Origin of the sequence: Xanthomonas sp. NCPPB 1068 (assembly GCF_041479385.2) — a bacterium.
Lineage (GTDB): Bacteria > Pseudomonadota > Gammaproteobacteria > Xanthomonadales > Xanthomonadaceae > Xanthomonas > Xanthomonas cannabis.
Window position 1 is genome coordinate 4,827,084 of the sequence record NZ_CM192986.1, and the last position, 22,878, is coordinate 4,849,961.

A 22,878-nucleotide genomic window follows, 5' to 3' on the forward strand; every position below is an offset into this window, starting at 1 on the left:
TGCCTCCATGACCGCACTCGATGCCCGCACCCGCCTGCTGCTGGAGGCCCCGATCGCACCCACGCTGGCGCGGCTGGCCGTTCCCAACGTACTGGTCATGGTCGCGCAGGCGTCGGCCGGGCTGATCGAGACCTACTTCGTCGGCAAGCTCGGCACCGATGCGCTGGCCGGCATGGCGCTGGTGTTCCCGATCGTGATGCTGATGCAGATGATGTCGTCCGGTGCGATCGGCGGCGGCATTGCCTCGTCGATCGCGCGGGCCCTGGGCGGCGGCCGGCGCGAGGATGCCAACGCGGTGGTGGTGCATGCGCTGGTGATCGCCGTGGCGTTCGGGGTGCTCTTTACGCTTGCGCTGTGGGCCGGCGGCCGCTGGCTGTATCGGCAGATGGGCGGGACAGGCGCCGCGCTCGATGCCGCGCTGACCTACTCGCACTGGATCTTCGCAGGCGCGGTGTTTGTCTGGCTGTTGAACTCGCTGGCGGCGGTGCTGCGCGGCTCCGGCAATATGGCCGTGCCGGCCAAGGTCACCGTCTACGGAGTCATCGGATTGATCCCGCTGTCGCCGTTGCTGATCTTTGGCTGGGGGCCGATTCCGGCGCTGGGCATTGCCGGCGGTGCGCTGGCGCTGCTGCTGTACTACATCGTCGGTACGCTGGTGCTGGTGGCCTATCTGCGTTCGCCGCGTAGCCTGCTGCGCCTGTCGTTTGCGGCGATCCGCCTGCGTGCAGCGGTCTTTCGCGACATCCTGCGGGTTGGCCTGATCTCGGCGATCGGGGTGATCTGCACCAACCTGTCGGTGGGCGTTGCCACCTCGTTGGCCGGGCATTTCGGCTCCGGCGCGATTGCCGGCTACGGCACTGCGTCGCGGCTGGAGTACGTGCTGATCCCGCTGGTCTTCGGCCTGGGAGCACCGATGCTAACGATGGTGGGCACCTGCATCGGTGCGGGCAAACGCGAGCGCGCACTGCGCGCGACCTGGATCGGTGCGGCCATGGCGTTTGCCATTACCGAAACCATCGGCGTTGCGGCGGCGCTGTTCCCGCGCGGCTGGCTGTCCTTGTATGGCAGCGATGCGACCATGCTGCAGACCGGCACGCTGTACCTGCAGACCGTAGGCCCGTTCTACGGCTTTCTGGGCATGGGTCTGGCGCTGTATTTCGCCTCGCAGGGCGCAGGAAGGCTGCTATGGCCGATCTGCACGACCGTGCTGCGCCTGCTGATCGCGGCCGGCATCGGCATCGCGGCGATCCGGCTGGGTGGCGGCCTGCACCAGGTCTACCTGGCACAGAGCGCGGCGCTGCTGGTGTATGGGCTGGGGACGGCGCTGGCCATCGCCGGTGGATCGATGTTCGGCGCCGTTGGCTGGCCGCGTCGCACGGCGGACGTGGTGGTGGACGCGTAAGCCGCTGGCGCTGGTGCATGCGTTGGGGCATCTGGACGCGACGCGCGCCTGATGCCCTACCCGCGCATCAGTCGATGCACAGCGCCGCCTGACCCTTGCCGCCGATGACTTCCTGGCGGCAGCCGAAGCGGTCGCTGTCGCGCTGGCAGGTGCCGGTGGTGGCGGCACCGGTCGGCACGATGCTGGTGGCCAGGCAATCACCGCTGCAGTCGCTGTTGTCGCTGCAGGTCTTGCCGGCATCGGCATACGGCACGATGCAGCGCACCGTTTGCATGCGGCCGACCGGACGCAGTTGGCCGCCCTTTGCGGTGCATGCGGCGGCATCGGTAGAGGCTGCGCGCGGTGTCTGCGCATCAGCTGCGGTGGTGCCCGGACGAGATGCCGGCGTCGCGCTGCAGGCGCCCAGCAGCAGCACGCACACCGTTGCGTAGATCCATCGCGTCGCCATGGGATGCTCTTCTTGAATAGGGTGCGTGCAAGCATCGCGGTGGCGATGTCTGCGCGGTGTGCTCGACATCCGGAGCAGGAACAGGACGTGGCAGAGCTGCTGTTGTAGGAGCGCCCTCGGGCGCTCCTACGGGTGGGTCGGTTTTCGGGCGCTGTGCGGTCGGTCAGGCCTCCTGCACTTGCTGGCTACTCCTGCTCGTCGCTGCTGTCGTCGTGTGAGAGCCCGGCGCCTTCGTCGCTGCCATCGTCCAGCAGCGCCTGCGAGTGCTCGCCGGACAACGTCTCCACGCCGCGCAGGCGGCGTTCGATGGTGCGGGTCTTGCGGCTGGCTTCGCCCAGGCTTTTGCCGACAGTGCTGATCTGCCGCTCGGCCTTTTCGAGAATGCCGGCAAACTTGCCGAACTCGCTTTTCACCGCGCCCAGCACCTGCCAGACCTCGCTGGAGCGCTTCTCGATCGCCAACGTGCGGAAGCCCATCTGCAGGCTGTTGAGCAAGGCGGTGAAGGTGGTCGGGCCGGCCAGCACCACGCGATGCTCGCGCTGCAGCAGATCGACCAGACCGGCGCGGCGGATGACTTCGGCGTACAGGCCTTCGGTGGGCAGGAACATCACCGCAAAATCCGTCGTATGCGGTGGGCAGACGTACTTGTCGCTGATCGACTTGGCCTGCACGCGGATGGCGCGTTCCAGCTGGGCGGTGGAATTTTTGATCGCGTCCAGGTCGCCTTTTTCCTGCGCGTCGATCAGACGCTCGTAGTCCTCGCGCGGGAACTTGGCGTCGACCGGCAGCCATACCACGGTGTCGTCGCCGCGCCCGGGCAGGCGGATCGCAAAATCCACCGCTTCGGCACTGTCGGGTTTGACCCGCACGCCGCGCGCGTACTGCTCCATCGTCAGCGTCTGCTCGAGGATGTTCTCCAGCTGCACTTCGCCCCAGCCGCCGCGGTCCTTGACGTTGGTCAGCACGCGCTTGAGGTCGCCGACGCCGGTGGCCAGCTGCTGCATTTCGCCCAGGCCGCGCTGCACCTGTTCCAGCCGTTCGGACACGAGCTTGAACGAGGCATCCAGGCGCGTGTTGAGGGTGGTCTGCAATTTTTCGTCGACGGTGGCGCGCATCAGTTCGAGCTTGCTGGCGTTGTCGTTTTGCAGGTTGGCCAGCTGCTGTTCGAGCGTGGCGCGCATTTCGCCGATGCGCAGTTCGTTGCGCTGGGTGAGCTCGGTCAGGCGCTGGCCCAGCGCTTCGGTGAAGCGCTGTTGCGATTCGCCGGCCTCCTGGCGGCCCTTGCGCGAATCTTCGGCCAGCGCTTCGCGCAAGGCGGCCATGTGGGTGTCGGTGCGCGCGATCAGCTCGGTCAGTTGCTGGCCGAACATGTGGATGCGGGTTTCCTGCTGCTGGCCGAAGCCTTCCAGCTGGGTACGCAGTTCGGTGAGCCGCAGGGTCAGCAGTTCGCCGGTGCGTTGCTGGGCCAGGCCACTTTCTTCGCGCGCCTTGCGCGCGTCTTCGCCGAGTGCGTCGCGCAGCAGGTCCAGACGCTGATCGGTGCGCGTGGACAGTTCGGTGAGATTGCGCGCAAAGGTTTCCAGGCGGCCGTCCTGCTGCCGCGCCAGGCCTTCGAGTTGCTCACGCAGTTCGCCGCGGCCATCGCGTTGCTCGGCGCGCAGCGCGTGCTCCAGCGCGGTGGTGGAGGGACGTCGCAGCAGCGCGAGCAGCTGCAACACCAGGACTACGACAAGCAGCCCGAGAAGGATCAGGGATTCGGATGACATGCGCGCAGTGTAACGGTGCCTGTCGCAACAGCTGCGTCGCGGACCGTCGCCCGCCCTAGCGCACGCAGCGCCTGGGAATCTGCGACGCAGCGGCCAGCGCAGCCGCTGCCTCGCTGCTCAGGCCTGAGGTCAGAAGCCTTCCAGCACCAGCTTGCCGCGGGTGCGGTGCGATTGCAGCGCGGCGTGGGCGCGGCGCAGGTTGTCGACGGTGATGCGGCCGTAGTGCTCGCCCAGGGTGGTGCGCAGCAGGCCGCTGTCGATCAGCTCGGCGACACGGTTGAGCAGGTGGTGCTGGGCGATCATGTCGTCGGTTTCGAACAGCGAGCGGGTGAACATCAGCTCCCAGTGCAGCGACAGGCTCTTGCGCTTGAGCGGCAGCGCATCCAGCGTGGCCGGGTCGTCGATCAGCGCCAGCTGGCCCTGCGGTGCGAGCACCTCGACCAGCTGCGCGAAGTGCTGGTCGGTGTGGGTGAGACTGGCCACGTGCTGCACCTGCGCGATGCCGATCCGCTGCAGGCCTTCGCCCAGCGGCTGGGTGTGGTCGATGACGTGATGCGCGCCGAGTGCGTAGACCCAATCCTGGGTCTGCGGGCGCGAGGCGGTGCCGATCACGGTCAGCTTGGTCAGCGTGCGCGCCAGCTGCACCAGGACCGAGCCGACGCCGCCGGCCGCGCCGACCACCAGCAACGCCTGGCCCTGGCCGCCGCCTTCGGCGATGCGCAGCCGGTCGAACAACAATTCCCAGGCGGTGATGGCGGTCAGCGGCAGTGCGGCGGCCGCAGCGTCGTCGAGCGTGGCCGGCTTGCGCCCGACCAGGCGCTCGTCCACCAGATGGAATTCGGCATTGGTGCCTGGGCGGGTCAGCGCGCCGGCGTAGTACACCGCGTCGCCGGGGCGGAACAGGCTGACCTCGCTGCCGACCGCATCGACCACGCCGCTGGCGTCCCAGCCGAGCACGCGCGGCGATTCCACCGGCGCGTTGGCGCGCACCTTGGTGTCCACCGGATTGACCGAAATGGCATGGATGCGCACGCGCAGATCGCGCGGGCCGGGTTCGGGCAGCGGCAGTTCGAGTTTGACCAGCGCGCGCGCATCGTCGATGGGCAGGCCGTGCTGCGGGTAGGCAATGGCTTTCATGGCGGGCGTCATGCAGGGAGGGGACATGCATGGTCGGCTGCCGGGATTAGGAGAAAAACCGGCAAACTGCACAAGCACTTTCACGATTGGAGTGAAGATGGTCCGCTTCGACGACCTGGCGCTGTTCGTACGTACCGCGGCGCTGGGCAGTTTTTCCAATGCCGCGCGTGAAGCCGACCTGCTGCCGGGGCAGGTCAGCGCGGCGGTGGCCCGGCTGGAGCGGGCACTGGATCTGCGCCTGTTCGCACGGTCCACGCGCAGCCTGCGGCTGACCGCCGAGGGTGAGCAGTACCTGCCGTATGCGCGCCAGGTACTGGAGCTGCTGCGCGACGGGCGCGAGCATGTGCGCGGGCGCGACAGCGAATTGCAGGGCCTGCTGCAGGTCACCGCGCCGTCGGACCTGGGCCGCAACGTGCTGCTGCCCTGGCTGACCGAATTCCGCGCTGCGCATCCGAAGCTGACCTTGCGGCTGCATCTGTCCGACCAGGTGGCCGACCTGTATCGCGCGCCGGTGGATGTGGCATTCCGGCTCGGCCGCATCGACGGTGCCGACCACGTCGCGCTGCCGTTGGCACCGCACAACCGCCGGGTGCTGGTCGCCGCGCCTGCATACCTGCGGCGGCACGGGCGGCCGGCCACGCTGGAGGCGCTGCGCGACCACGCCTGCCTGCTGTATCTGCTGGCCGGGCGCGCCTACGACCGCTGGCAGTTCGAACGCGACGGCCGACGCCAGGTGGTGCCGGTACGTGGGGCGATGCTGTGCGACGACGCCGACATCGTGCGGCGCTGGGCCGTGGCCGGCGAAGGCATCGCCTACAAGTCGTGGCTGGATGTCTGCGCGGACGTGCAGGCCGGGCGGCTGGAGGTGCTGTTCCCCGACGATGGCGACCGCTTGCCGCTGCATCTGGTGTGCCCGCATCGCAAGCAGTTTTCGCCGGCGGTGCGCCAGCTGCATGCGCTGTTTGCGCAGCGCTGCCAAGCGCTGACGGCGTTGTATCCGCCGGGCCAGGGCTGACGTGCTGCGCTCGTGGTGCAAGGTGCCGACGGCCGGGGCTGATGCGGCGGCGCGCTCGAGTTCGGCTGGCACGCAGCCCGTCAGGCAAGACGCGGATGGCGCTATGTCGCACGCCACGCCGGCGCGTTCCGGTGCCCTGCCTGTCAGGTGCATGCGGCCCGCACGCTGCAACGCGATGGCATGTGCATGACGATGTGGAGGTCACCGCAGAAGGCCGCACCGGCATTGCCGGGCTCGTTGAAGCACCCATCACCGTGGCGGTTCTAGCCTGCCGGCATGACCTCTCTTAACCCGGTTTCCCTGCAGCGCTACGGCAACCGTGATGGCCACTCCGGCGTGGTGGCGTATGCGCTGGCCGAGGATGCGATTGCGGTGCGTTTCCGCAGCGGCGAGACCTATGTGTACACCGCCGACAGTGCAGGCGCCGACGTGGTGGCGACCATGCAACACCTGGCCAAGGCGGGGCGCGGGCTGAGCACCTACATCAGTCAGCACGTGCGCGACGCTTACGCGGGCAAGCTCGACGTATAGCCAGGCGCGACTACTGACGAACCCACGTCGCATTCGCCAGGCGCAAGGCAGTTGCGTCGTGCAGCCCCCGCTGTCTGTACTGCCTCACGCGCAGACACGACCGCCGGGCTGCTGCGATGATGCCTGGCAACGATGCGCACAACGCGCTACCTCCCCTGGTGGCGCGTTACGCCACCTGCACCACATCACTCGTCGGGATGCACATGCTGGACATCTACGGAACGCTCACCTCGATCAATGTGCGCAAGGTGCTGTGGCTGTGCGAGGAAATGCAGCTGGACTACCGCCTGCATGCCTACGGCAGCGGCGCCGCATCGGTCCAGGCGCCCGAGTTCCTGGCGCTCAATCCAAACGGCCTGGTGCCGGTGCTACGCGACGGCACGGTGGTGCTGTGGGAATCGAACACCATCTGCCGCTATCTGGCTGCACGCAGCCAGCGCGAGGATCTGCTGCCGAGTGCGCCGGCAGCGCGGGCACGGGTCGAGCAATGGATGGACTGGCAGGCCACCGAGCTCAACCCGGCGTGGCGGTACGCGTTCATGGCCACGGTGCGTGGCAGTGCGGCGCATACCGACATGCAGTGCATCGCAGACAGCGTGCAGGCGTGGAACCGGCTGATGGCGCTGCTGGATGCGCAGCTGCAACAGGCCGGCCCGTATGTGCTGGGCGCGCAATTCACCCTGGCCGACATCGTGCTGGGGCTGTCGACCCAACGCTGGATGGCCAGCCCTATCGCGCGCCCGGTGCTGCCCGCCGTGGCAGCGTATTACGCGCAGCTGTGCACGCGCGTCGGGTTTCAACGCCATGGCTGCAGCGCGCCTTGAGCGTGGCGGGCAGGCCCGCGCAAAGCGGCCGCAGCAACACGCCGTGATGTCGCCGCGGCGCTTGCAGCACGCATTGACCTCAACGTGACCTGCGCATGGGTAGGGTGAGGCTCTGCTCCTGCGAGGCTTGCCGATGACCACTGCCACCAATCAGACCCGCCTGCTTGCCCTGGGCTTGTTTGCGTTTCTGGCCACCTTTGCAGTGATCGTCTGGTCGCTGATGCGGCCGTATGGCACGGCGTATTTTTTTCCGGTGCATTTTTTGATTGGAGCGGCGTTGCCGTTCCTGGTGTACGCGATCGGGGGCACACGGCTGTGGTTCTGGATCGGCATGGGGATCACCGCGGTGGTGCTGCTGTGGTTCAACCTGTGGGGGCATGAGGCCAATGGCGCGGCGCCGCAGTTGCTGGACTGGAGCCAGTTTGCCGCCGGTGTGGTCGGGCTGGCCGGTGCCTGGGCGGTGCAGCTGATCTATCGCAACGCGCGCCCGCCGCATCGTCCGTCGATTGAGTGAGCGATTGAGCGGGATTGGTGCGTTGGGATGTGGGATTCGTAACAGCGCTGGACTGCAGACGTCGGTTAGGTTGGCGAAGGTCCGGCAAGGCGAAGTACGCGCCACGCCGATGCAGGCAGGCGCGTCTACCCTGCCCGACCTGCGCTGCCACATGACCTTGGACCGATAGCTTTGCTGCGCTGCGTTGGGCGACACTCGCGCATTCTTTTGATTCCCGCGAGGTCCGCATGTCGTCTTGGCTCAGGCGCAAATCCATCGACCAGGTCACCGTGCACGAGGCCGGCCGGCAACTGGTCCGCAGCCTGAGTTGGCCGCACCTGATCGCGCTGGGCATCGGCGCGATCGTCGGCACCGGTATCTACACGCTGATCGGCGTAGGCGCCGACAAGGCCGGCCCGGCGGTGCTGCTGTCGTTCGTGGCTGCCGGCATCGTGTGCGCCTGCGCGGCGCTGGCGTATGCGGAAATGGCCACGATGATGCCGGCGGCCGGCAGTGCCTACACCTACAGCTATACCGCGCTGGGCGAGAGCATCGCCTGGGTGGTGGGCTGGAGCCTGGTGCTGGAATATTCGCTGGTGGTCAGCACGGTGGCGGTGGGCTGGTCGGGCTACTTCGTCGGCTTCCTGCAGTGGCTGGGAGTGGAGCTGCCGCAGACGCTGATTGCGGGGCCGCATGCCGGCGGTATCGTGAACCTGCCGGCGGTGGTGATCACCTTCCTGGTGGCCGGCATGCTGATGGCCGGCACCAAGGAGAGTGCCACGCTCAATGCGGTGCTGGTGGTGCTGAAGATCATTGCGCTGGGCGTGTTCGTGGCGATCGCGTTGCCAGCCTTCAACAGCGCCAACCTGCAGCCGTTCATGCCGTATGGCTTCTCCAAGGCGATGGGCCCGGACGGCGTGGAGCGCGGGGTGATGGCGGCGGCGGCGATCATCTTCTTCGCGTTCTATGGTTTCGATGCGATTTCCACCGCGGCCGAAGAGACCAAGAACCCGGGGCGCGATCTGTCGATCGGCATCGTCGGCTCGATGATCGGCTGCACGCTGATCTACGTGCTGGTGGCGCTGGCAGCCGTGGGTGCGATGAGCTTCACCGTGTTCGGCAAGAGCCCGGAGCCGCTGGCGCTGATCCTGCGCGAACTCGGCCACGGCAAGGCCGCGCTGGTGATCGGTGCGGTGGCGATCATTGCGTTGCCGACCGTGCTGCTGGCGTTTTTGTACGGGCAGAGCCGCATCTTCTTCGTGATGTCGCGCGATGGGCTGTTGCCACGCGGCTTGTCCAAGGTCAACGCACGCACCGGCACGCCGGTGGCGATCACGCTATTCACCGCGGTGCTGGTGGCGGCGTTGGCGGGCGTGGCGCGGCTGGATGAGATCGCCGCATTGGCCAATGCCGGCACGTTGGCGGCGTTCACCGCGGTGGCTGCATGTCTGCTGGTGCTGCGTGTGCGCGAACCCGGCCGAGCGCGCGCCTTCCGCACGCCGCTGGCGTGGGTGGTGGGCCCGGTGGCGATCCTGGGCTGCCTGTACCTGTTCTGGAGCCTGCCGAGCAAGACGCAGCTGTGGTTTCTGGTCTGGAACGTGCTGGGTGTGGTGGTGTACCTGGCGTATGGGCGGCGCAATAGCCGGTTGCATCAGGCGGGGTGAGTCGCGACGTCCTCCTCGCCTGCGGGAGAGAGGCTCTCAAAACACTGCGGCAAGGCCAGCACTCCCTTCTCCCACTGGGACATTGTCCTCCTTTATGGGGGAGAAGGTGGCCCGAAGGGCCGGATGAGGATACGGGCGAAGCCTCGTGTTATCCAACTTGGTGAGTGGCTTTGCCCCGAACCCTCACCCCAACCCCCGCTCCGCGCCCCAGCCCGCGCTTGCGGCGCGGGCGCTCCAAGGCACGCGCGCCAGTGGCGCGCAAGCTGTGCCTTTCGCCCCGATGGGAGAAGGGCTTTCGAGCTGCGCGGCGCTGATCAGTGCTTGCGGCGTCGAGGCTTGCGGTGACTGGGTGGCTGCAGCCGGTTGTTACTGCGCTGCTGCTGGCGTGGCACAGAACGAGGTCGGCAACGCATCCGCTTGCGTGCCCCACCCTTGGGTCGGGGCGCGGTTGGTGAGCGCGAACGACAGCGTGCCGCCCTGCTGCAACTGCGCCCAGTCCAGGAATACCTGCGGCTGCGGCTTGCCATTGAAGCGCACGCCATCCACGTATTGCAGCGTGCGGCCGTCGGCACCGGGGGCGTCGATGCGCAGGCGCTTGCCGTTGCCCAGGGTGAGCGTTGCCCGCTTGAAACGCGGCGCATGCAGCAGGAATTGCCCGCTGCCCGGTACCGCCGGATACAGGCCCAATGCACTGAACAGGTACCAGGCCGACATGGTGCCCAGATCGTCGTTGCCGGTCACACCGTTGGGTGCGTTGGTGAACAACTGCTGCGCGGCGCGCACCACGGTGGCGGTCTTCCACGGCTGGCCGATCAGCGTGTACATCCACGGTGCGTGCAGGTCTGGTTCGTTGTTGGGGTTGTAGCGGTACTGGTTGTAGTAGCTGTAGGGCCCGACCACCCAATGCGTGCGGGCGCCATTGAGCGGGTCCTTGAGCAGGTCGTCGTAGGCGAAGAAGGCGTCCAGCCGCTTGCCGGCCTGTTCGCTGCCGTGCATGGCCTGCAGCATGCCGGGAATGTCCTGCTGCACCAGCCACTGGTACTGCCAGGCGGTGCCTTCGTGGAAGCCGTGTTGCGAGCGTGGGCTGTACTGATCGTTGGACGGCGCGTACCAACTGCCGTCTTCCAGCCGCGGGCGTGGAAATCCGGCAAAGCCGGTCTCGGCATCGCGCACGTCTGCATCCCAGACGTTGTGCCAGTTGCCACCGCGCGCGCGCAGTTGCGCGCTGTCGTCGCTGTGACCCAGCGCTTGCGCCATCTGTGCGAGTGCGCAATCGGCCAGCGCATATTCCAACGTGGCCGAGCCGCCGTGGTGCGGGTCCACGTCCATACCCTTGGACGGAAACGCGCGGTCGTACTGCACGAAGCCCTTGGCCAGATAATTGGCATTGCCCGAGCGCCCGGCGTGGCGCGAGTTGATCGGCGGTTGGCCGAAGGCGTTTTGCCGTAACGCTGCATACGCTTGGGCTTCATTGCCCTGCAGCGCGCCGAAGCGCCACAGATCGACCAGGAACGGCGTCACCGGATCGCCGGTCATGATGTTGGTATCGAAATTGGCGTAACCCCAGCGCGGTAGCCAGCCGCCCTGCTGATGGATCGCCAGCAACGAGCGGCCGATGTCGCGTGCGCGTGCCGGTTGCAGCAGGGCCAGCAACTGGTTTTGCGAACGATAGGTGTCCCACAGCGAAAAGTACTCGTAATACGTCCAGCCATCGGCGCGGTGGATCGCATCGTCGTAGCCGCGGTAGCGGCCATCGGCATCGCTGGCGGTGAGCGGCTGCAGCAGGGCGTGATACAGCGCGGTGTAAGCCACGCTGCGGTCATCGGGGCTGGCGCCGTCCAGCTGCAGGCTGGCCAGTTCGCGGCGCCAGGTCTGCTGCGCGCGCTGGCGCATCTGTTCCAGGCTCAGCAACTTGCCGCCCTGCATGCCATCGGCACGCAGGTTGGTGCGGGCACCGTCGGCGTCCACATGCGAGATGGCGCTGACCACGGTTACCGCGCGCGCGTCTTTGCCCTTGCCCAGCGGGAAGCTGAGCCAGGCGCCATTGGGCTTGAGCTCGCCGCCCATGCCGTGACGCGCGCCGGGCACGCCACCGTCTTCGCCCCACACCCCGTGCGCGGTAAACGGGCGGTCGAATTCCAGCCGGAACCAGGTGGTGTATTCGTGGCCGCCGCAAAAGCTCTGCGTGACCAGTTTGCCTTCCACCACGCGATCGCCCACCAGCTGCACCTGGCTGCCGATCACCACATGGCGGTCGTTGGCCTGGGCCACGTTGATCAGCAGGTGGCCGGTGTCGGCCCCCGGCGCGAAGGTGTAGCGCTCGGCGGCAGCGCGGGTCAATGCGCTGGCTTCGGCGTCGATGCCGCCGTAATCGGTGAGCCGCACCTTGTAGTACCCGGCCTGGCCCACTTCGCCGTCATGCGTGTAGCGCGCGGCATAGCGCTTCTGGTCGAAGGCCTTGGCATCGGTGGTATCGAAATCGCCGCCCGGGCCGATGCGTCCGGTGACCGGCAGGATCGACACCTGCCCGCCCTGCTCCCAGCAGCCAGCGCCGGACAGGAACGAATGCCCAAAGCCGCGGATGCTGGGGTCGTCGTAGCGCCAGCCGGCGTAGTGGGCGCCGATCGGGCTGACCTGGATCAGGCCGAACGGCGCGGAAGCACCCGGATAGGTATTGCCGTCGTCCTTGCTGCCAATGAAGGTATTGACCTGCGTGGGGTCCTGCGCGGCCAGTGGCGGTGCGGCCAGCATGCCGAGCAGACACAGGCCGGCGGCAGCGCGGCGCCACAGCGGCATTGACGGCAGACGCGACGAAGAGCGATCAGATGCAACGGCAGAGAGCATGCAAGACACCTCGGGGAGAGGGCGGCCGAGGCCGCAGGTGGAATGAGACGCGCCGACCGCTGCACAGGCGGCAATCGGCATGACGACCGAACTCGAACCAAGACCAGCAATGGCCAGTAACGGGGCGCAATCTTCGTCAGTTGCGTGGACGGCGCAGACCAGGACGAGTGTACGAGTGGAACATGCCGATTCCGAACAGCGGCGTTGCCCATGTGGCATTGACCACGGTGGATCGATTGGCTGCTGCAAACCGAAACTGCGCTCGCCCGCGGATGGCTGCGAGGGAGGCTCCGGCTTGGCAGGCGCGTATGCACACGTCCACTTGCGGCACGGCGCGCGCAGCCAGCGTCGCAACGCGTGGTATTCGTCACGCTGCCCGCGGCAACGCAGCGCGATGCAGCTGTTGTTCGCGCTTCTTCCAGCAAATTCGCTCTTCTTGATGGAATCGTGGCGAGTTGCCGAAACGCAGTCGTCAAATATGCGCGACGCCTTGACGATGCAGCGCCACAAAAAAGCCCGGTCGTGGACCGGGCCTGGCGGCAAGGCGTCGGTGGGAGGGTCCGCGCCCGGTGCGCGGCTTACCAGCGCATGCCTTCGAACGGGTTGAAGCTGGTGCTGCCCTTCACCTTGTCCAGGTAGTAGGCATAGTTGGCGCTCATACCGGCCAGCAGGGCCAGCGGAACGCTCAGCGCGTTACCCAGCGATCCGGGCAGGAACGAGGCAATGATGCCCACCACCAAGCCGATGCCAATCAGGCCCAGCGCCTTGCGCCACAGGCCCAGGATGAAGAAATAGATGAAGCCGAAGAACAGCGCGTAGAAGTTCATGCCCACCTTCAGCTTCTCGCCGAACGGCAACGTCTTGAGCGCTTGCTTGTGGGCAGGATCCTTGGGGCCGCCGTGACGGTCGAAGAAGGCGAAGCGGAATTGCCACTTGGGGCTGAGCTGGGTGCGATCGAAGGTATCCATTCCAATCCATGTAATTGTAAACGGTTACATGATAGGCGATCGCGTATTCATCAGCACGTTCTTTCGGGCCGGTCACATGGGTTCGGTACGGAGACGCATGCGCGGCACTGGCCGCCGCGCGCGGACGCTCAGCGCTGGCCGCTGGTGCCGGTGCCTCGGCGGGCGCGTCGCAGCGAATACAGCGAGCGGTCGGCGCGGTCGACCACCGCGGCCAGCGCTTCGCCTTCATGCCGCAGCGCGGTGCCCAGGGTGAACTGGATCGGCGCGTCGGCGGCGGCCGCCAGGTAGTCGCGCACCAGCGCGTCCAGCTGCTGCTGGCTGGGCTGATGCAGCAGCACCAGGAATTCGTCGCCGCCCAGGCGGACCAGGCGGTCCTGGGTGCGCAGCGGCTGGTTGAGGAACCACGCCATCTGCACCAGCACCTCGTCGCCGCGCTGGTGGCCATGGGTGTCGTTGACCAGCTTGAACTTGTCCAGGTCCACCACGATGCAGCCCCAGCGCACGCTGGGGTCGCGCTTGTCCAGCTCGTCCAGGAAGCGGCGGTTGTAGCAGTTGGTCAGCGGGTCGGTGAACGACCATTCCAGCAGCAGCTTTTCCTGCTGGTACTGGTTGGTGATGTCCTGGGCGTGGGCCAGCACCAGGGTGGCGTCGGATTCGACATCGAGCACGTTGCTGTACTGCCAGTGGCGCAGGCTGCCATCGCCGGCCACCAGCTCGATCACGCCGGCATCCTGGCCGTCGAGCACCATCCGCGACAGGTACCCACGCACCGCGCCGTGCCGCTCCGGGCGCACGAACTCCAGCAGCGAGCGGCCTTCCATCGCCTCCACGCTGCGCCCGAGCGAGCGCGCCGCCGCCGGGTTCACGCTGACCAGCCGGCCATCCATCTCGTGGGTGCAGATCAGCCCCAGGCTGTACTGGAACAGCTTGCGGAATTTGCGTTCGCTGGCCGCCAGCGCATCCACCGCAAGATGCCGGTCGGTCACGTCCTGGACTGCGCCGATCAGGCGCATCCGCCCGTCCACGTGTTCCACCGAGCCGGTGCTGTGCACCCACAACTTGCGGCCGGCGGCACTGACCAGGGGCAGCTCCAGGTCCCACGCAATGCCGTCCCGCACGCAGGTCTCCACCGCCTCGGTGATCACCGAGCGCGCTTCCAGCGGGTAGAACCCGATCGCCTCGCTCAGGGTGGGCCGGTAACCGGGCGGAACATCGTGCAGGCGGCAGGTCTGGTCCGACCAGATCAGCGTGCCGCTGGCCACATCCACCTCCCACCCGCCGACGCCTGCCACCCGGCCGGTGCGCTCCAGGAACGCTTCGCTCTCGCGCAGGCGCTGCTGCAGCTGCGCATTGGCCGCCTCGCGCTCGAGCATCACCCGGCGCTGCTCCAGGCCTTCGGCAGCCACCTTGGCCAGCTGCTGCAAGGCCTGCAATTGCGCCGGTTCCAGCGCGCGCGGGCGCTGGTCGATCACGCATACCGTGCCCATGCGCAGCCCGTCGGGCAGCACGATCGGGGCGCCGGCGTAGTAGCGGATGCCGGGCGCCTCGGTAACCAGGATGTTGTCGTGGAAACGCGGGTCGGCCGGTGCATCGCGCACCTCCATCACCGCATCGCCCTGGATGGTGTGGGCACAGAACGCCAGTTCGCGCGGGGTTTCGGACACGCCCGGCAGGCCGATGTTGGCCTTCCACCACTGGCGGCGTTCGTCCACCAGCGAGACCAGCGCGATGGGGGTGCCGCCGATCGCCTGCGCGGCGGCGGCCAGCGCGTCGAAGAACGGTTCGGCGGCGGTGTCGACCACCTGCAACAACGCCAGGCGCGCCAGACGCTGCGCCTCGTTGGGTGTGGATGACACCATGGTGTCGCTGTGATTCAACGGAAAGCTCGCTTGTCCCCGGGCCATCCCCGCAGTCTAGCGGACCGGGGACAGGCACCTGCTGCCGGGTTGCGTGGGCAAATCACAGAATGCGCTGCGCGCCGCGTCCCTGCGGCAGGTGCCCTTGGGTGACGCTGACGATCGATGGGTCTGCGCCATCGACGCAGCCAGCGGATCCTTTCGATTGCCCCGACCGGTGCGGACGCGTCGCGCTGGGCGCGGTCCTCAAGCAGGGCGCGCGGCCGCAGGCCGTTGCACCAGCGTGCCACCAAGCTGCACCGCCGCCGCCACGTTGCGCGCGGCGCGGCGCACGTTGCCGGCGGCATCGGCCAGGGCCTGCTCCAGGGTGCAGGCGCCGGGCACCACCGCGAACATCGCATCGATGCCATGGCCATGCAGTTGCGCAGCTGCGTGGCCGATCGATCCGGCAATGGCGATCACCGGGATGCCATGCCGCTGCGCGAGCTGCGCCACCCCGACCGGGGTCTTGCCGCGTGCGCTCTGGCCATCCAGACGGCCTTCGCCGGTGATCACCAGATCGGCCTGCGCGATGGCGGCCTCCAGGCCGAGCGCCTGGGCAAGCAGCTCCACGCCCGGGCACAGCTGCGCGCCGAGGAAGGCCACCAGGCCTGCGCCCAGCCCACCGGCCGCGCCAGCGCCAGGCAGTGTGTGCAGGCGCACGCCCAGCGCGCGCTGCAGCACATCGGCGTAGTGCTGCAGGTTGGCATCCAGCTGCGCCACCATCGCCGGGGTGGCGCCTTTCTGCGGGCCGAACACCGCCGAGGCACCGGTCGGGCCGACCAATGGGGTGTCCACATCGCAGGCGACCTCGATCCGGCAGTGCGACAACCGCGGGTCCAGGCCGTCGACCTCGACATGGGCCAGCGCTGCCAGCGCGCCGCCGCCCGGGCCGATCGGCAGGCCGTGCGCATCCAGCAGCCGCACCCCGAGCGCCTGCGCCATGCCGGCGCCGCCGTCGTTGGTGGCACTGCCGCCGATGCCAAGGATCAGGTGGCGCGCGCCGGCATCCAGCGCGGCCAGGATCAGCTCACCCACCCCGGCGGTGCTGGTCTGCAGCGGTGCCCGCTGCGCCGGCGGCAGCAGGGCCAGCCCGCTGGCAGCGGCCATTTCGATCACCGCGGTGCGGCCGTCGCCGGTCATCCCGAAAAAGGCCTGCACCGGCGTGCCGCGCGGGCCGCTGACGGTGCAAGCGATCCTGCGCCCGCCGGTGGCGGCGATGAGCGCATCCACCGTGCCTTCGCCACCATCGGCCATCGGCACCTGGCGGTAATCCCAGTGCGGGAAGACCTGGCGAAAGCCGGCTTCGATCTGCGCGGCCACCTCCGGCGCGGGCAGGCTTTCCTTGTACGCATCGGGGGCGATGACCACCCTCACCGACGTGCACCTGCCCGCGGCGGACGCACCCAGCCGCCCGTGCGCGGGTTGGGCTTGAACACGGCGGCGTTCAACGCGCAGGCCATCCCTATCCGGCCCTGGCGCGCGTGGCCGCGTAGTCCTGCGCCTGTTGCATCACCCGCAACAGATTGCCGCCCCAGATGCCGGCGATCTGCTGTTCGGTATAGCCCTTGCGCAGCAGCCAGGCGGTGATGCGCGGCAGGTCGGAGACATCGTCCAGCCCCACCACGCCACCGCCGCCATCCCAGTCCATGCCGATGCCCACGTGCTCGGGCCCGACCACCGCCAGCACATGCTCCAGATGGGCGAAGAAATCCTCTTCGGTCGCCCGCTTGATCGGGTAGCGCGCATCCAGCTCCTTCAGCGCGGCGCTGAGCCTGGTGCCGTCGGCGATCTTGATGTGCTCCCAGCCGCCGTACTGCTCGGTAAGCGCCTTTTCGGCGGCCTTGCGCTCGGGGCTGGCACCGCTGTCCACCAGATAGCCGCCGTAGGAATTGACCTGGATCACGCCGCCATGCGCGGCCAGCACCTTCAGGCGTGCATCGTCGATGTTGCGCGGGTGGTTGTAGACCGCACGCGCGCCGCTATGCGAGAGCACGATCGGCACCGGCGACAGCGCAATCAACTGGTCGAACACCGCATCGGAGGCATGCGATTGATCGATCACGATGCCCAGCGCCTGCGCCTGTTGCACCAGCTGTTTACCGGCCGGGCTCAGGCCCTGCCACTCGGCGCCCTTGGGGTCGGTGGCCGAGTCGGCGAACTCGTTGTTGAGAAAGTGCACCGTGCTCATCAAGCGCAGCCCCTGCGCGTAGTAGAAGCGCAGCAACGTCGGGTCGGCCACCAGCGGGCTGGCGTTTTCCATGCTGATGTACACCACGCGCTTGCCGGCGGCCTTGATGCGCGCGGCATCGGCCGGCACGGTGGCCAGTGCAAAGCGCTGCGGTTGCGCGGCCACCAGGGTGTGGATCTTCAGCAGGCGCTGCAGGCCGGCGTCGCGGTCGTCCAGGTGCGCGGCTGCACTGCGATCGCCCTGCCCGGTGTAGACCGCCCAGAACCCGCCATCCAGCGCGCCTTTCACCATGCGCGGGTAATCCACCTGCGACAGCCGGTTGCCGGCGTGCGCCTGCAGCACATCGAAGTCGGCGCGCTCCAGATTGGCCGGCGTGTCCAGGTGCGAATCCAAGGTGACCAGGCGTTGTTGCAGGGCAGTGGCGCGCGCCAGTTCGGCCCTGGAGAACTCCAACGCGTGCGCCGAGCCGGCCAGGCTCAACAACACGGCCGTACACAGCAGTTGCAGGTTCATGCGCGCTCGCAGGCAGGTGGGGGTCTCGGGATCATAGCTGCAGCGAACCCACGCGCCAGCTGCGCGCGCCGTGGTGATGCGCGCAAGTCCAACCATCGCCACACCGCAAGCGCCGAGCACGTTGCAGTTATGAAAAATACATCAGCAAAGTAATTGCGCCACGTTCGACGCTACGCACACTTGCGCGGCCGTCGCTGGCGGCACCCCACCACGTCGATCCCCGCCCACCGCCACGCCTTGCGCGCGTGTCGTGCGGGTGTGCGCCGCAATCCCCTTCTTTCTGCGAGATCCAACCATGTCCATTGCATCGCGTGCGCTCCCCCGGCGCCTGCTCACCCTTGGCCTGATCGCCGCCGGCCTGGGCGCGGCCGCCAGCGCCAGCGCGGCCTGCACCGCCGGTTCCTGGGTGGCGCGCGTCAATGAGGTCGGCATGCCGCCGGTGCGCTACGAAACCGCGCATTTTGCGTTCCGCTGGAACGGCAGCGGCGTGTCCGACGCCGACCTGCGCGCGGCCGGCGAGCATCTTGAAATGGTCTGGGACACCTTCATCAACCGCCTGCAGTTTCCCGAGCCGTTCTGCAACGCCGGTACCAAGTACAAGGCCAACCTGCATCTGGATCCGAGTTTCGGCCTGAGCGGCGGGGCCACCGGCAGCGGCGGCATGGGCATGTGGATGGCACCGGCCGCGCTGCGCGACCACTGGGGCCTGGCGCACGAGCTCACCCACGCCTTGCAGTACCAGGCCGGCGGCCTGCAGGAATCGGAGTACACCGGCTGGATCTGGGAATCGCATGCCAACTGGATGACGCACCAGCTGCCGGAATTCCACAGCAGCGACGTGCATTGCTCGAGCATGCTGGTGAACTACCCGCATCTGTATCTGGGCTCCACGCGCGACCGTTACTGCAACTGGCAGTTCATGGAATACCTGAAGAACCGCTACGGCTATTCGATCATCAATGAGATGTGGAGCAAGGCACCGCGCATCGACAACCCGGCACGCCGCACCACCGATCCGTTCTCGGTGATCAAGACCAACATGGGCTGGACGCAGGCGCAATTGAACGATGTGCTGGGCGACTGGGCCATGCGCAACGTCAATTGGGACTACACCAATCCCGACGGCAGCGACCAGGGCGCGGTGTATCGCGCGCGCTATGGCAGCAACCTGTCCTTCGACCCGCAGCGCACCCAGGACTGGGACAACCGCGACCGCGCCTTGCGCATGACCGTGCTCGACCCGGTGTCCGGGCAAGCCAATCGTTATCGCGTGCCGTTCGAGTGGGCACCGCAGCGTTGGGGCTACAACCTGGTGCAGCTGATGCCTGCCAGCGGCGCCACCAGCATCAGCGTCGCCTTCGAAGGCCAGGTGCAAAGCACGCCGGCGGTCACCAGCCTGCCCGGCCTGGCCACCGACCCGGCCAGCATCCCCAACCCGGATTCGGACTGGCGCTGGGGCGTGGTGACCATCGACAGTGCCGGCAAGGCGCGTTACAGCACCCTGCAACGCGGCGCCAAGGCCAGCGTTACGGTGGCCTTGCAGAGCGGCGACCGCGCGGTGTATCTGATGGTGATGGGCGCGCCCGGCAGCATGCAGCAGATCAAGTGGGATCAGTCCTACTACGCGATCTACCGCTATCCGTGGAGCGTGACGCTGACCAACGCCGCGCCGGCCGGCAGCCAGCCCAATGCGCCCACGCCCACCCCGGTGGGGCGTCGCCACGCCAACGGTGGCGGCTGGGTCGCCAATACCGCCAATGTCGCCTCCACCGCCTATGTGGGCCCGCGTGCGCGGGTGCTGGCCGGCAGCGTGCTGGGCAACGCCCGTATCGACGGCCGGGCCACCGTCATGGGCGGCACCGTGCAGGGCAATGCGGTGCTCGGTGGCATCACCGTGTGGCATCCGGGCGCAACCATCGGCGGCAATGCGCAAGCCAACACCAGCTTCATGGGGCCGGGCGCCTTCGGCACGGTGAACATTGCCGGCACCACCCAGGTGCGTGGCGATATCGAACTGCGCGAAGGCACCACGCCTACGCAAGGCGTGTTTTACGGCTATGCCGATGCGCAGACCATGCGTAACCCCGAATTCGGCGCCGACCTCCGCCAGGCGGTGCCGGAGATCACCGCACGACCGGCGGGTTGGTGAGTCCGCAGTAAGGCGATGAGCTTGCAAGCTGCAGCACGCGGTCAAGCCCACGCGTGCTGCAGCTCAATCCCCCAGTTCGGCCAGACGCGCGCGTACGCTCTCTACATCGACATGCTCGCGCACGTGCGGCCACTGCCGCGCCCACACCGAGCGGAACACGATCCACGCGCCAAACACGCCCAGGCAGGTCGAGCCCAGCGCCAGCACCAGCGGGTGCAGCGGCGAGCCGTCGCCGGTCTGGAACAGGTACATGAAGGCCCCGGAAAACAGCAGCCACACGCCGAACACCGGCCAGTTGCTGGCCAGCAGGCTGGCATTGGGGCGTTCGATCTCGCGCAGCAAGCGGCGCAAGGCCTTGCGTTCGTCTTCGTCGCTGGACGTCATCGGCTGCCGGCTCCTGGTTGGATGTCTACCTTGAATCCTTACTTGCCGGCGATCGCATCGCGCGACTGAAGACGCTTCCTGCAAGGCGGCAAACCGCGTCCTCAGCCGCGAGGCGCGCTTACACCACGCGGCAGAACACCGCCTTCAAGTAGCGCGATTCCTGCACGTGCGCCATGAACGGGTGGTCCGGGCCGGCGCCGGCCACTTTCAGGATCTGGATGGTGCGCCCGGAGAAATACGACGCGCGCCGCAGCATGTCCAAAAACTCCTGCTCGGCCACCAGCCCGGTGCAGGAGAACGTGGCGAACAGGCCGCCGGGCTTGACCACGCCCAGCGCCAGCTTGTTCATGTCCAGGTATTTCTTCAGCGCCGGGATCACCTGCTCGCGGTCGCGGGTCATCTTGGCCGGGTCCAGGATCACCACATCGAACTGGTCGCCGCGGTTGGACGCATCGCGCAGCCACGGAAAGATGTCGGCCTGCACGAACTTCGGGCGCACGTTGTTGAGCTTGGCGTTGCCCTTGGCAATGGCGATCACGTCTTCATCGATGTCCACGCCCAGCACCTCGCTGGCACCGCGCGCAGCGGCATACACCGCAAAGCCGCCGGTGTTGCAGCACAGGTCCAGCACGCTCTTGCCTTCCACCTGCTCGCTCAGCCACTGGCGGTTGTCGCGCTGGTCGGCAAAGAAGCCGGTCTTGTGCGCGCCGGCCGGGTCGGCGCGGAACTTGATGCCGTGCTCGGTGATCACCGCAGCTTCGGTGGTGGTGTTGCTGTGGAAATCGAAGCTCTCCTGCTTTTGCACGTGTTCGTCGGCAAAGCTGTGGAAGCGGCAGCCCGGGAACTGCTCGCGCAGCGCCTCGTAGATCCATTCGCGGTGACGGAACATGCCGGCGGCGAAGAACTCCACCACCACCAGGTCGCCGTAGCGGTCCACCACCAGGCCCGACAGACCGTCACCTTCGCTATGCACCACGCGCCAGGCATCGGACACGCCGTCGAGCTTGAGCCAGTCGCGGCGCAGGCTCACTGCCGCGGCGATCTTGCGCGAGAACCAGCCGGCATCCACCGGCACCGACTGGTCGGTTTCCAGGATGCGCACGGCGATGCGCGAATGGCCGTTGTAGAAGCCGCGGCCGATCCACTCCCCGTCCACGCCGACCACATCGACGATGGTGCCGGGTTTGGGCTTGGCGGCGGGCTTTTCCACCAGCTTCTGGAAGATCCACGGGTGGCTGGAGCGCCAGGCATTCTTGAGACGGACGGTAGGGACTGGAGTATTCATCCGCCCATTGTATCCGGCTGGATTGACGTGCCTGCCTCCGGCCCGCAGAATCGGGCGCAGAAGGGGAGTAGCTCCCAACGTTGTCGCCGTCATGACGAGCCCGCCTTGTGCAGTGCTCCGGTGCAACGGCAACCGGCCAGGCCGGTTGCGAGCGAGACCTTCGCCGCGCAGGCGAAGGTCCGTCACCCGGAATCCACGATTTCCGTGTCACAAGGCCTCAGCCCAACCGGCTGTCCAGGTCGTTTCACTTTTTCGGGATTCTTTATGCAAACCATTGGCAATGTCTGGTTATGGGGCGGTTTCGGGGTCGTGGTGATCGCCGCGCTGCTGATCGATCTGGTGCTGATGCGCCACGGCGGCGCGCACAAGGTCACCTTCAAGGAAGCCACCTGGTGGAGCATCGGCTGGGTGTTGCTGGCCCTGGCCTTCAATGCCGGGCTGTGGTGGTACCTGCAGGGCAGCCTGGGCGATGCGCAGGCCGACCAGATCGGGCTGCAGTTCCTCACCGGCTACCTGGTGGAAAAATCCCTGGCGGTCGACAACATCTTTGTGTTCCTGATGGTGATGACCTACTTCGGCGTCCCCGAAGAACAGCGCCAGCGCGTGCTGATCATCGGTGTGCTGGGCGCGATTGTCCTGCGCGCGATCATGATCTTCGCCGGCTCGATGCTGCTGGCCAAGTTCCATTGGCTGCTGTACGTATTCGGCGCGTTCCTGCTGCTGACCGGGATCAAGATGTGGTTCTCCGCCGGCAAGGAGCCGGACCTGGAAGCCAACCCGGTGTTGCGCTGGATGCGTGGCCACCTGCGCCTGAGCCCGCAGTACCACGGCAACCTGCTCAGCGTGATCAAGGACGGCAAACGCTGGTTCACGCCGCTGTTCGTGGTGTTGATCCTGATCGCGGTGATCGATGTGATCTTCGCGGTGGACAGCATCCCGGCGATCTTCGCGATCACCACCGACCCGTTCATCGTGCTCACCTCCAACGTGTTCGCGGTGCTGGGCCTGCGCGCGATGTTCTTCCTGCTGGCCGGCATGGCCGACCGCTTCCACCTGCTGCCATACGGGCTGGCGGTGATCCTGGTGTTCATCGGCATCAAGATGATGATCATCGATCTGTACAAGATCCCGGTGCTGGTCTCGCTGGGCGTGGTAGTGACGATCCTGATTGCCACCATCGTGCTGAGCCTGCTGCGCCCGCCCAAGGTGGCTGGGCACTGAGAGGCCGGGATTGGGCATTCGGGATTCGGGATTTGGGAACGCCCGCGCCCTTGCACTGCTCCCAACCATGCGCACCGACCATCTCGACAGGTCCTTGCCCGCTCACCGTCGCGGGACCTTGAGCGGCATGGATGCCGCGTAAGGGCTA

18 protein-coding genes are annotated in these 22,878 nt (G+C 67.3%); 8 read left to right on the forward strand and 10 right to left on the reverse strand.

Annotated features, from left to right (window positions below; all coding sequences use genetic code 11):
- Positions 1 to 7 precede the first annotated feature (7 nt).
- Positions 8 to 1,402: an MATE family efflux transporter gene (locus ACCQ12_RS20425; RefSeq protein WP_372382596.1), complete on the forward strand. Its 1,395-nt coding sequence runs from the start codon at positions 8 to 10 to the stop codon at positions 1,400 to 1,402.
- Between the two features lie 67 nt (positions 1,403 to 1,469).
- Here ACCQ12_RS20425 and ACCQ12_RS20430 read toward each other — a convergent pair whose 3' ends face one another.
- The 3 genes from ACCQ12_RS20430 to ACCQ12_RS20440 all read right to left on the reverse strand — a co-directional run bounded on the left by ACCQ12_RS20430 (position 1,470) and on the right by ACCQ12_RS20440 (position 4,753).
- Entirely contained in the window at positions 1,470 to 1,850 is a 381-nt protein-coding gene (locus ACCQ12_RS20430; protein ID WP_372382597.1) for a hypothetical protein, read from the reverse strand.
- 185 nt (positions 1,851 to 2,035) lie between these two features.
- Positions 2,036 to 3,568, reverse strand: a complete 1,533-nt coding sequence (locus ACCQ12_RS20435) for a DNA recombination protein RmuC (RefSeq protein ID WP_372383672.1) — start codon at positions 3,566 to 3,568, stop codon at positions 2,036 to 2,038.
- A gap of 177 nt (positions 3,569 to 3,745) precedes the next feature.
- Entirely contained in the window at positions 3,746 to 4,753 is a 1,008-nt protein-coding gene (locus ACCQ12_RS20440) for a zinc-binding alcohol dehydrogenase family protein (RefSeq protein ID WP_372382598.1), read from the reverse strand.
- Between the two features lie 97 nt (positions 4,754 to 4,850).
- On the opposite strand from ACCQ12_RS20440, the gene ACCQ12_RS20445 reads away from it, so the two are divergent.
- The 5 genes from ACCQ12_RS20445 to ACCQ12_RS20465 all read left to right on the forward strand — a co-directional run bounded on the left by ACCQ12_RS20445 (position 4,851) and on the right by ACCQ12_RS20465 (position 9,280).
- A complete protein-coding gene (locus ACCQ12_RS20445) occupies positions 4,851 to 5,768 on the forward strand; it encodes a LysR family transcriptional regulator (RefSeq protein WP_372383673.1) in 918 nt (305 codons plus the stop codon).
- A 300-nt stretch (positions 5,769 to 6,068) separates the two neighbouring features.
- On the forward strand, positions 6,069 to 6,299 hold the full coding sequence (locus tag ACCQ12_RS20450) for a hypothetical protein (protein WP_184442039.1): 231 nt from the start codon (positions 6,069 to 6,071) through the stop codon (positions 6,297 to 6,299).
- Positions 6,300 to 6,502: 203 nt separating this feature from the next.
- A complete protein-coding gene (locus tag ACCQ12_RS20455) occupies positions 6,503 to 7,123 on the forward strand; it encodes a glutathione S-transferase family protein (protein WP_372382599.1) in 621 nt (206 codons plus the stop codon).
- Positions 7,124 to 7,256: 133 nt separating this feature from the next.
- A complete protein-coding gene (locus ACCQ12_RS20460; protein WP_047696375.1) occupies positions 7,257 to 7,637 on the forward strand; it encodes a hypothetical protein in 381 nt (126 codons plus the stop codon).
- 227 nt (positions 7,638 to 7,864) lie between these two features.
- On the forward strand, positions 7,865 to 9,280 hold the full coding sequence (locus tag ACCQ12_RS20465) for an amino acid permease (RefSeq protein WP_184553866.1): 1,416 nt from the start codon (positions 7,865 to 7,867) through the stop codon (positions 9,278 to 9,280).
- A 366-nt stretch (positions 9,281 to 9,646) separates the two neighbouring features.
- Here ACCQ12_RS20465 and ACCQ12_RS20470 read toward each other — a convergent pair whose 3' ends face one another.
- The 5 genes from ACCQ12_RS20470 to ACCQ12_RS20490 form a co-directional block, all read right to left on the reverse strand.
- Entirely contained in the window at positions 9,647 to 12,124 is a 2,478-nt protein-coding gene (locus ACCQ12_RS20470; protein ID WP_372382600.1) for a GH92 family glycosyl hydrolase, read from the reverse strand.
- A gap of 578 nt (positions 12,125 to 12,702) precedes the next feature.
- Entirely contained in the window at positions 12,703 to 13,092 is a 390-nt protein-coding gene (locus ACCQ12_RS20475; RefSeq protein ID WP_047695601.1) for a DUF2628 domain-containing protein, read from the reverse strand.
- 128 nt (positions 13,093 to 13,220) lie between these two features.
- Entirely contained in the window at positions 13,221 to 14,969 is a 1,749-nt protein-coding gene (locus ACCQ12_RS20480) for a sensor domain-containing diguanylate cyclase (protein ID WP_372383674.1), read from the reverse strand.
- A gap of 225 nt (positions 14,970 to 15,194) precedes the next feature.
- Positions 15,195 to 16,364 carry a glycerate kinase gene (locus tag ACCQ12_RS20485; protein ID WP_372382601.1) on the reverse strand — a complete coding sequence of 390 codons (1,170 nt, stop codon included), beginning with the start codon at positions 16,362 to 16,364 and terminating at the stop codon, positions 15,195 to 15,197.
- An 88-nt stretch (positions 16,365 to 16,452) separates the two neighbouring features.
- Positions 16,453 to 17,691, reverse strand: coding sequence for a dipeptidase (locus tag ACCQ12_RS20490; RefSeq protein WP_372382602.1), 1,239 nt, complete (start codon positions 17,689 to 17,691; stop codon positions 16,453 to 16,455).
- Positions 17,692 to 17,986: 295 nt separating this feature from the next.
- Between ACCQ12_RS20490 and ACCQ12_RS20495 the strand changes: the two genes are divergently transcribed.
- On the forward strand, positions 17,987 to 19,840 hold the full coding sequence (locus ACCQ12_RS20495; RefSeq protein WP_372382603.1) for an Svx/AvrXca family virulence/avirulence protein: 1,854 nt from the start codon (positions 17,987 to 17,989) through the stop codon (positions 19,838 to 19,840).
- 63 nt (positions 19,841 to 19,903) lie between these two features.
- Here the strand turns inward: ACCQ12_RS20495 and ACCQ12_RS20500 are convergent, their stop codons facing one another.
- Both ACCQ12_RS20500 and ACCQ12_RS20505 read right to left on the reverse strand, forming a co-directional pair.
- The gene (locus ACCQ12_RS20500; RefSeq protein ID WP_372382604.1) at positions 19,904 to 20,224 is read right to left on the reverse strand and encodes a hypothetical protein; all 321 of its coding nucleotides are present in this window, start codon (positions 20,222 to 20,224) and stop codon (positions 19,904 to 19,906) included.
- Positions 20,225 to 20,342: 118 nt separating this feature from the next.
- Positions 20,343 to 21,509, reverse strand: coding sequence for a class I SAM-dependent rRNA methyltransferase (locus ACCQ12_RS20505; RefSeq protein ID WP_184391069.1), 1,167 nt, complete (start codon positions 21,507 to 21,509; stop codon positions 20,343 to 20,345).
- A 264-nt stretch (positions 21,510 to 21,773) separates the two neighbouring features.
- On the opposite strand from ACCQ12_RS20505, the gene ACCQ12_RS20510 reads away from it, so the two are divergent.
- A complete protein-coding gene (locus tag ACCQ12_RS20510; RefSeq protein ID WP_372382605.1) occupies positions 21,774 to 22,730 on the forward strand; it encodes a TerC family protein in 957 nt (318 codons plus the stop codon).
- Positions 22,731 to 22,878: the final 148 nt, after the last annotated feature.

Excerpts from the sequence above, each read along its gene's own strand:
- ACCQ12_RS20425 (WP_372382596.1), top strand. The coding sequence starts at position 8 with ATGACCGCACTCGATGCCCGCACCCGCCTGCTGCTGGAGGCCCCGATC.
- ACCQ12_RS20430 (WP_372382597.1), bottom strand. The coding sequence starts at position 1,850 with ATGGCGACGCGATGGATCTACGCAACGGTGTGCGTGCTGCTGCTGGGC.
- ACCQ12_RS20440 (WP_372382598.1), bottom strand. The coding sequence starts at position 4,753 with ATGAAAGCCATTGCCTACCCGCAGCACGGCCTGCCCATCGACGATGCG.
- ACCQ12_RS20445 (WP_372383673.1), top strand. The coding sequence starts at position 4,851 with ATGGTCCGCTTCGACGACCTGGCGCTGTTCGTACGTACCGCGGCGCTG.
- ACCQ12_RS20455 (WP_372382599.1), top strand. The coding sequence starts at position 6,503 with ATGCTGGACATCTACGGAACGCTCACCTCGATCAATGTGCGCAAGGTG.
- ACCQ12_RS20460 (WP_047696375.1), top strand. The coding sequence starts at position 7,257 with ATGACCACTGCCACCAATCAGACCCGCCTGCTTGCCCTGGGCTTGTTT.
- ACCQ12_RS20465 (WP_184553866.1), top strand. The coding sequence starts at position 7,865 with ATGTCGTCTTGGCTCAGGCGCAAATCCATCGACCAGGTCACCGTGCAC.
- ACCQ12_RS20470 (WP_372382600.1), bottom strand. The coding sequence starts at position 12,124 with ATGCTCTCTGCCGTTGCATCTGATCGCTCTTCGTCGCGTCTGCCGTCA.
- ACCQ12_RS20475 (WP_047695601.1), bottom strand. The coding sequence starts at position 13,092 with ATGGATACCTTCGATCGCACCCAGCTCAGCCCCAAGTGGCAATTCCGC.
- ACCQ12_RS20490 (WP_372382602.1), bottom strand. The coding sequence starts at position 17,691 with ATGAACCTGCAACTGCTGTGTACGGCCGTGTTGTTGAGCCTGGCCGGC.
- ACCQ12_RS20495 (WP_372382603.1), top strand. The coding sequence starts at position 17,987 with ATGTCCATTGCATCGCGTGCGCTCCCCCGGCGCCTGCTCACCCTTGGC.
- ACCQ12_RS20500 (WP_372382604.1), bottom strand. The coding sequence starts at position 20,224 with ATGACGTCCAGCGACGAAGACGAACGCAAGGCCTTGCGCCGCTTGCTG.
- ACCQ12_RS20505 (WP_184391069.1), bottom strand. The coding sequence starts at position 21,509 with ATGAATACTCCAGTCCCTACCGTCCGTCTCAAGAATGCCTGGCGCTCC.
- ACCQ12_RS20510 (WP_372382605.1), top strand. The coding sequence starts at position 21,774 with ATGCAAACCATTGGCAATGTCTGGTTATGGGGCGGTTTCGGGGTCGTG.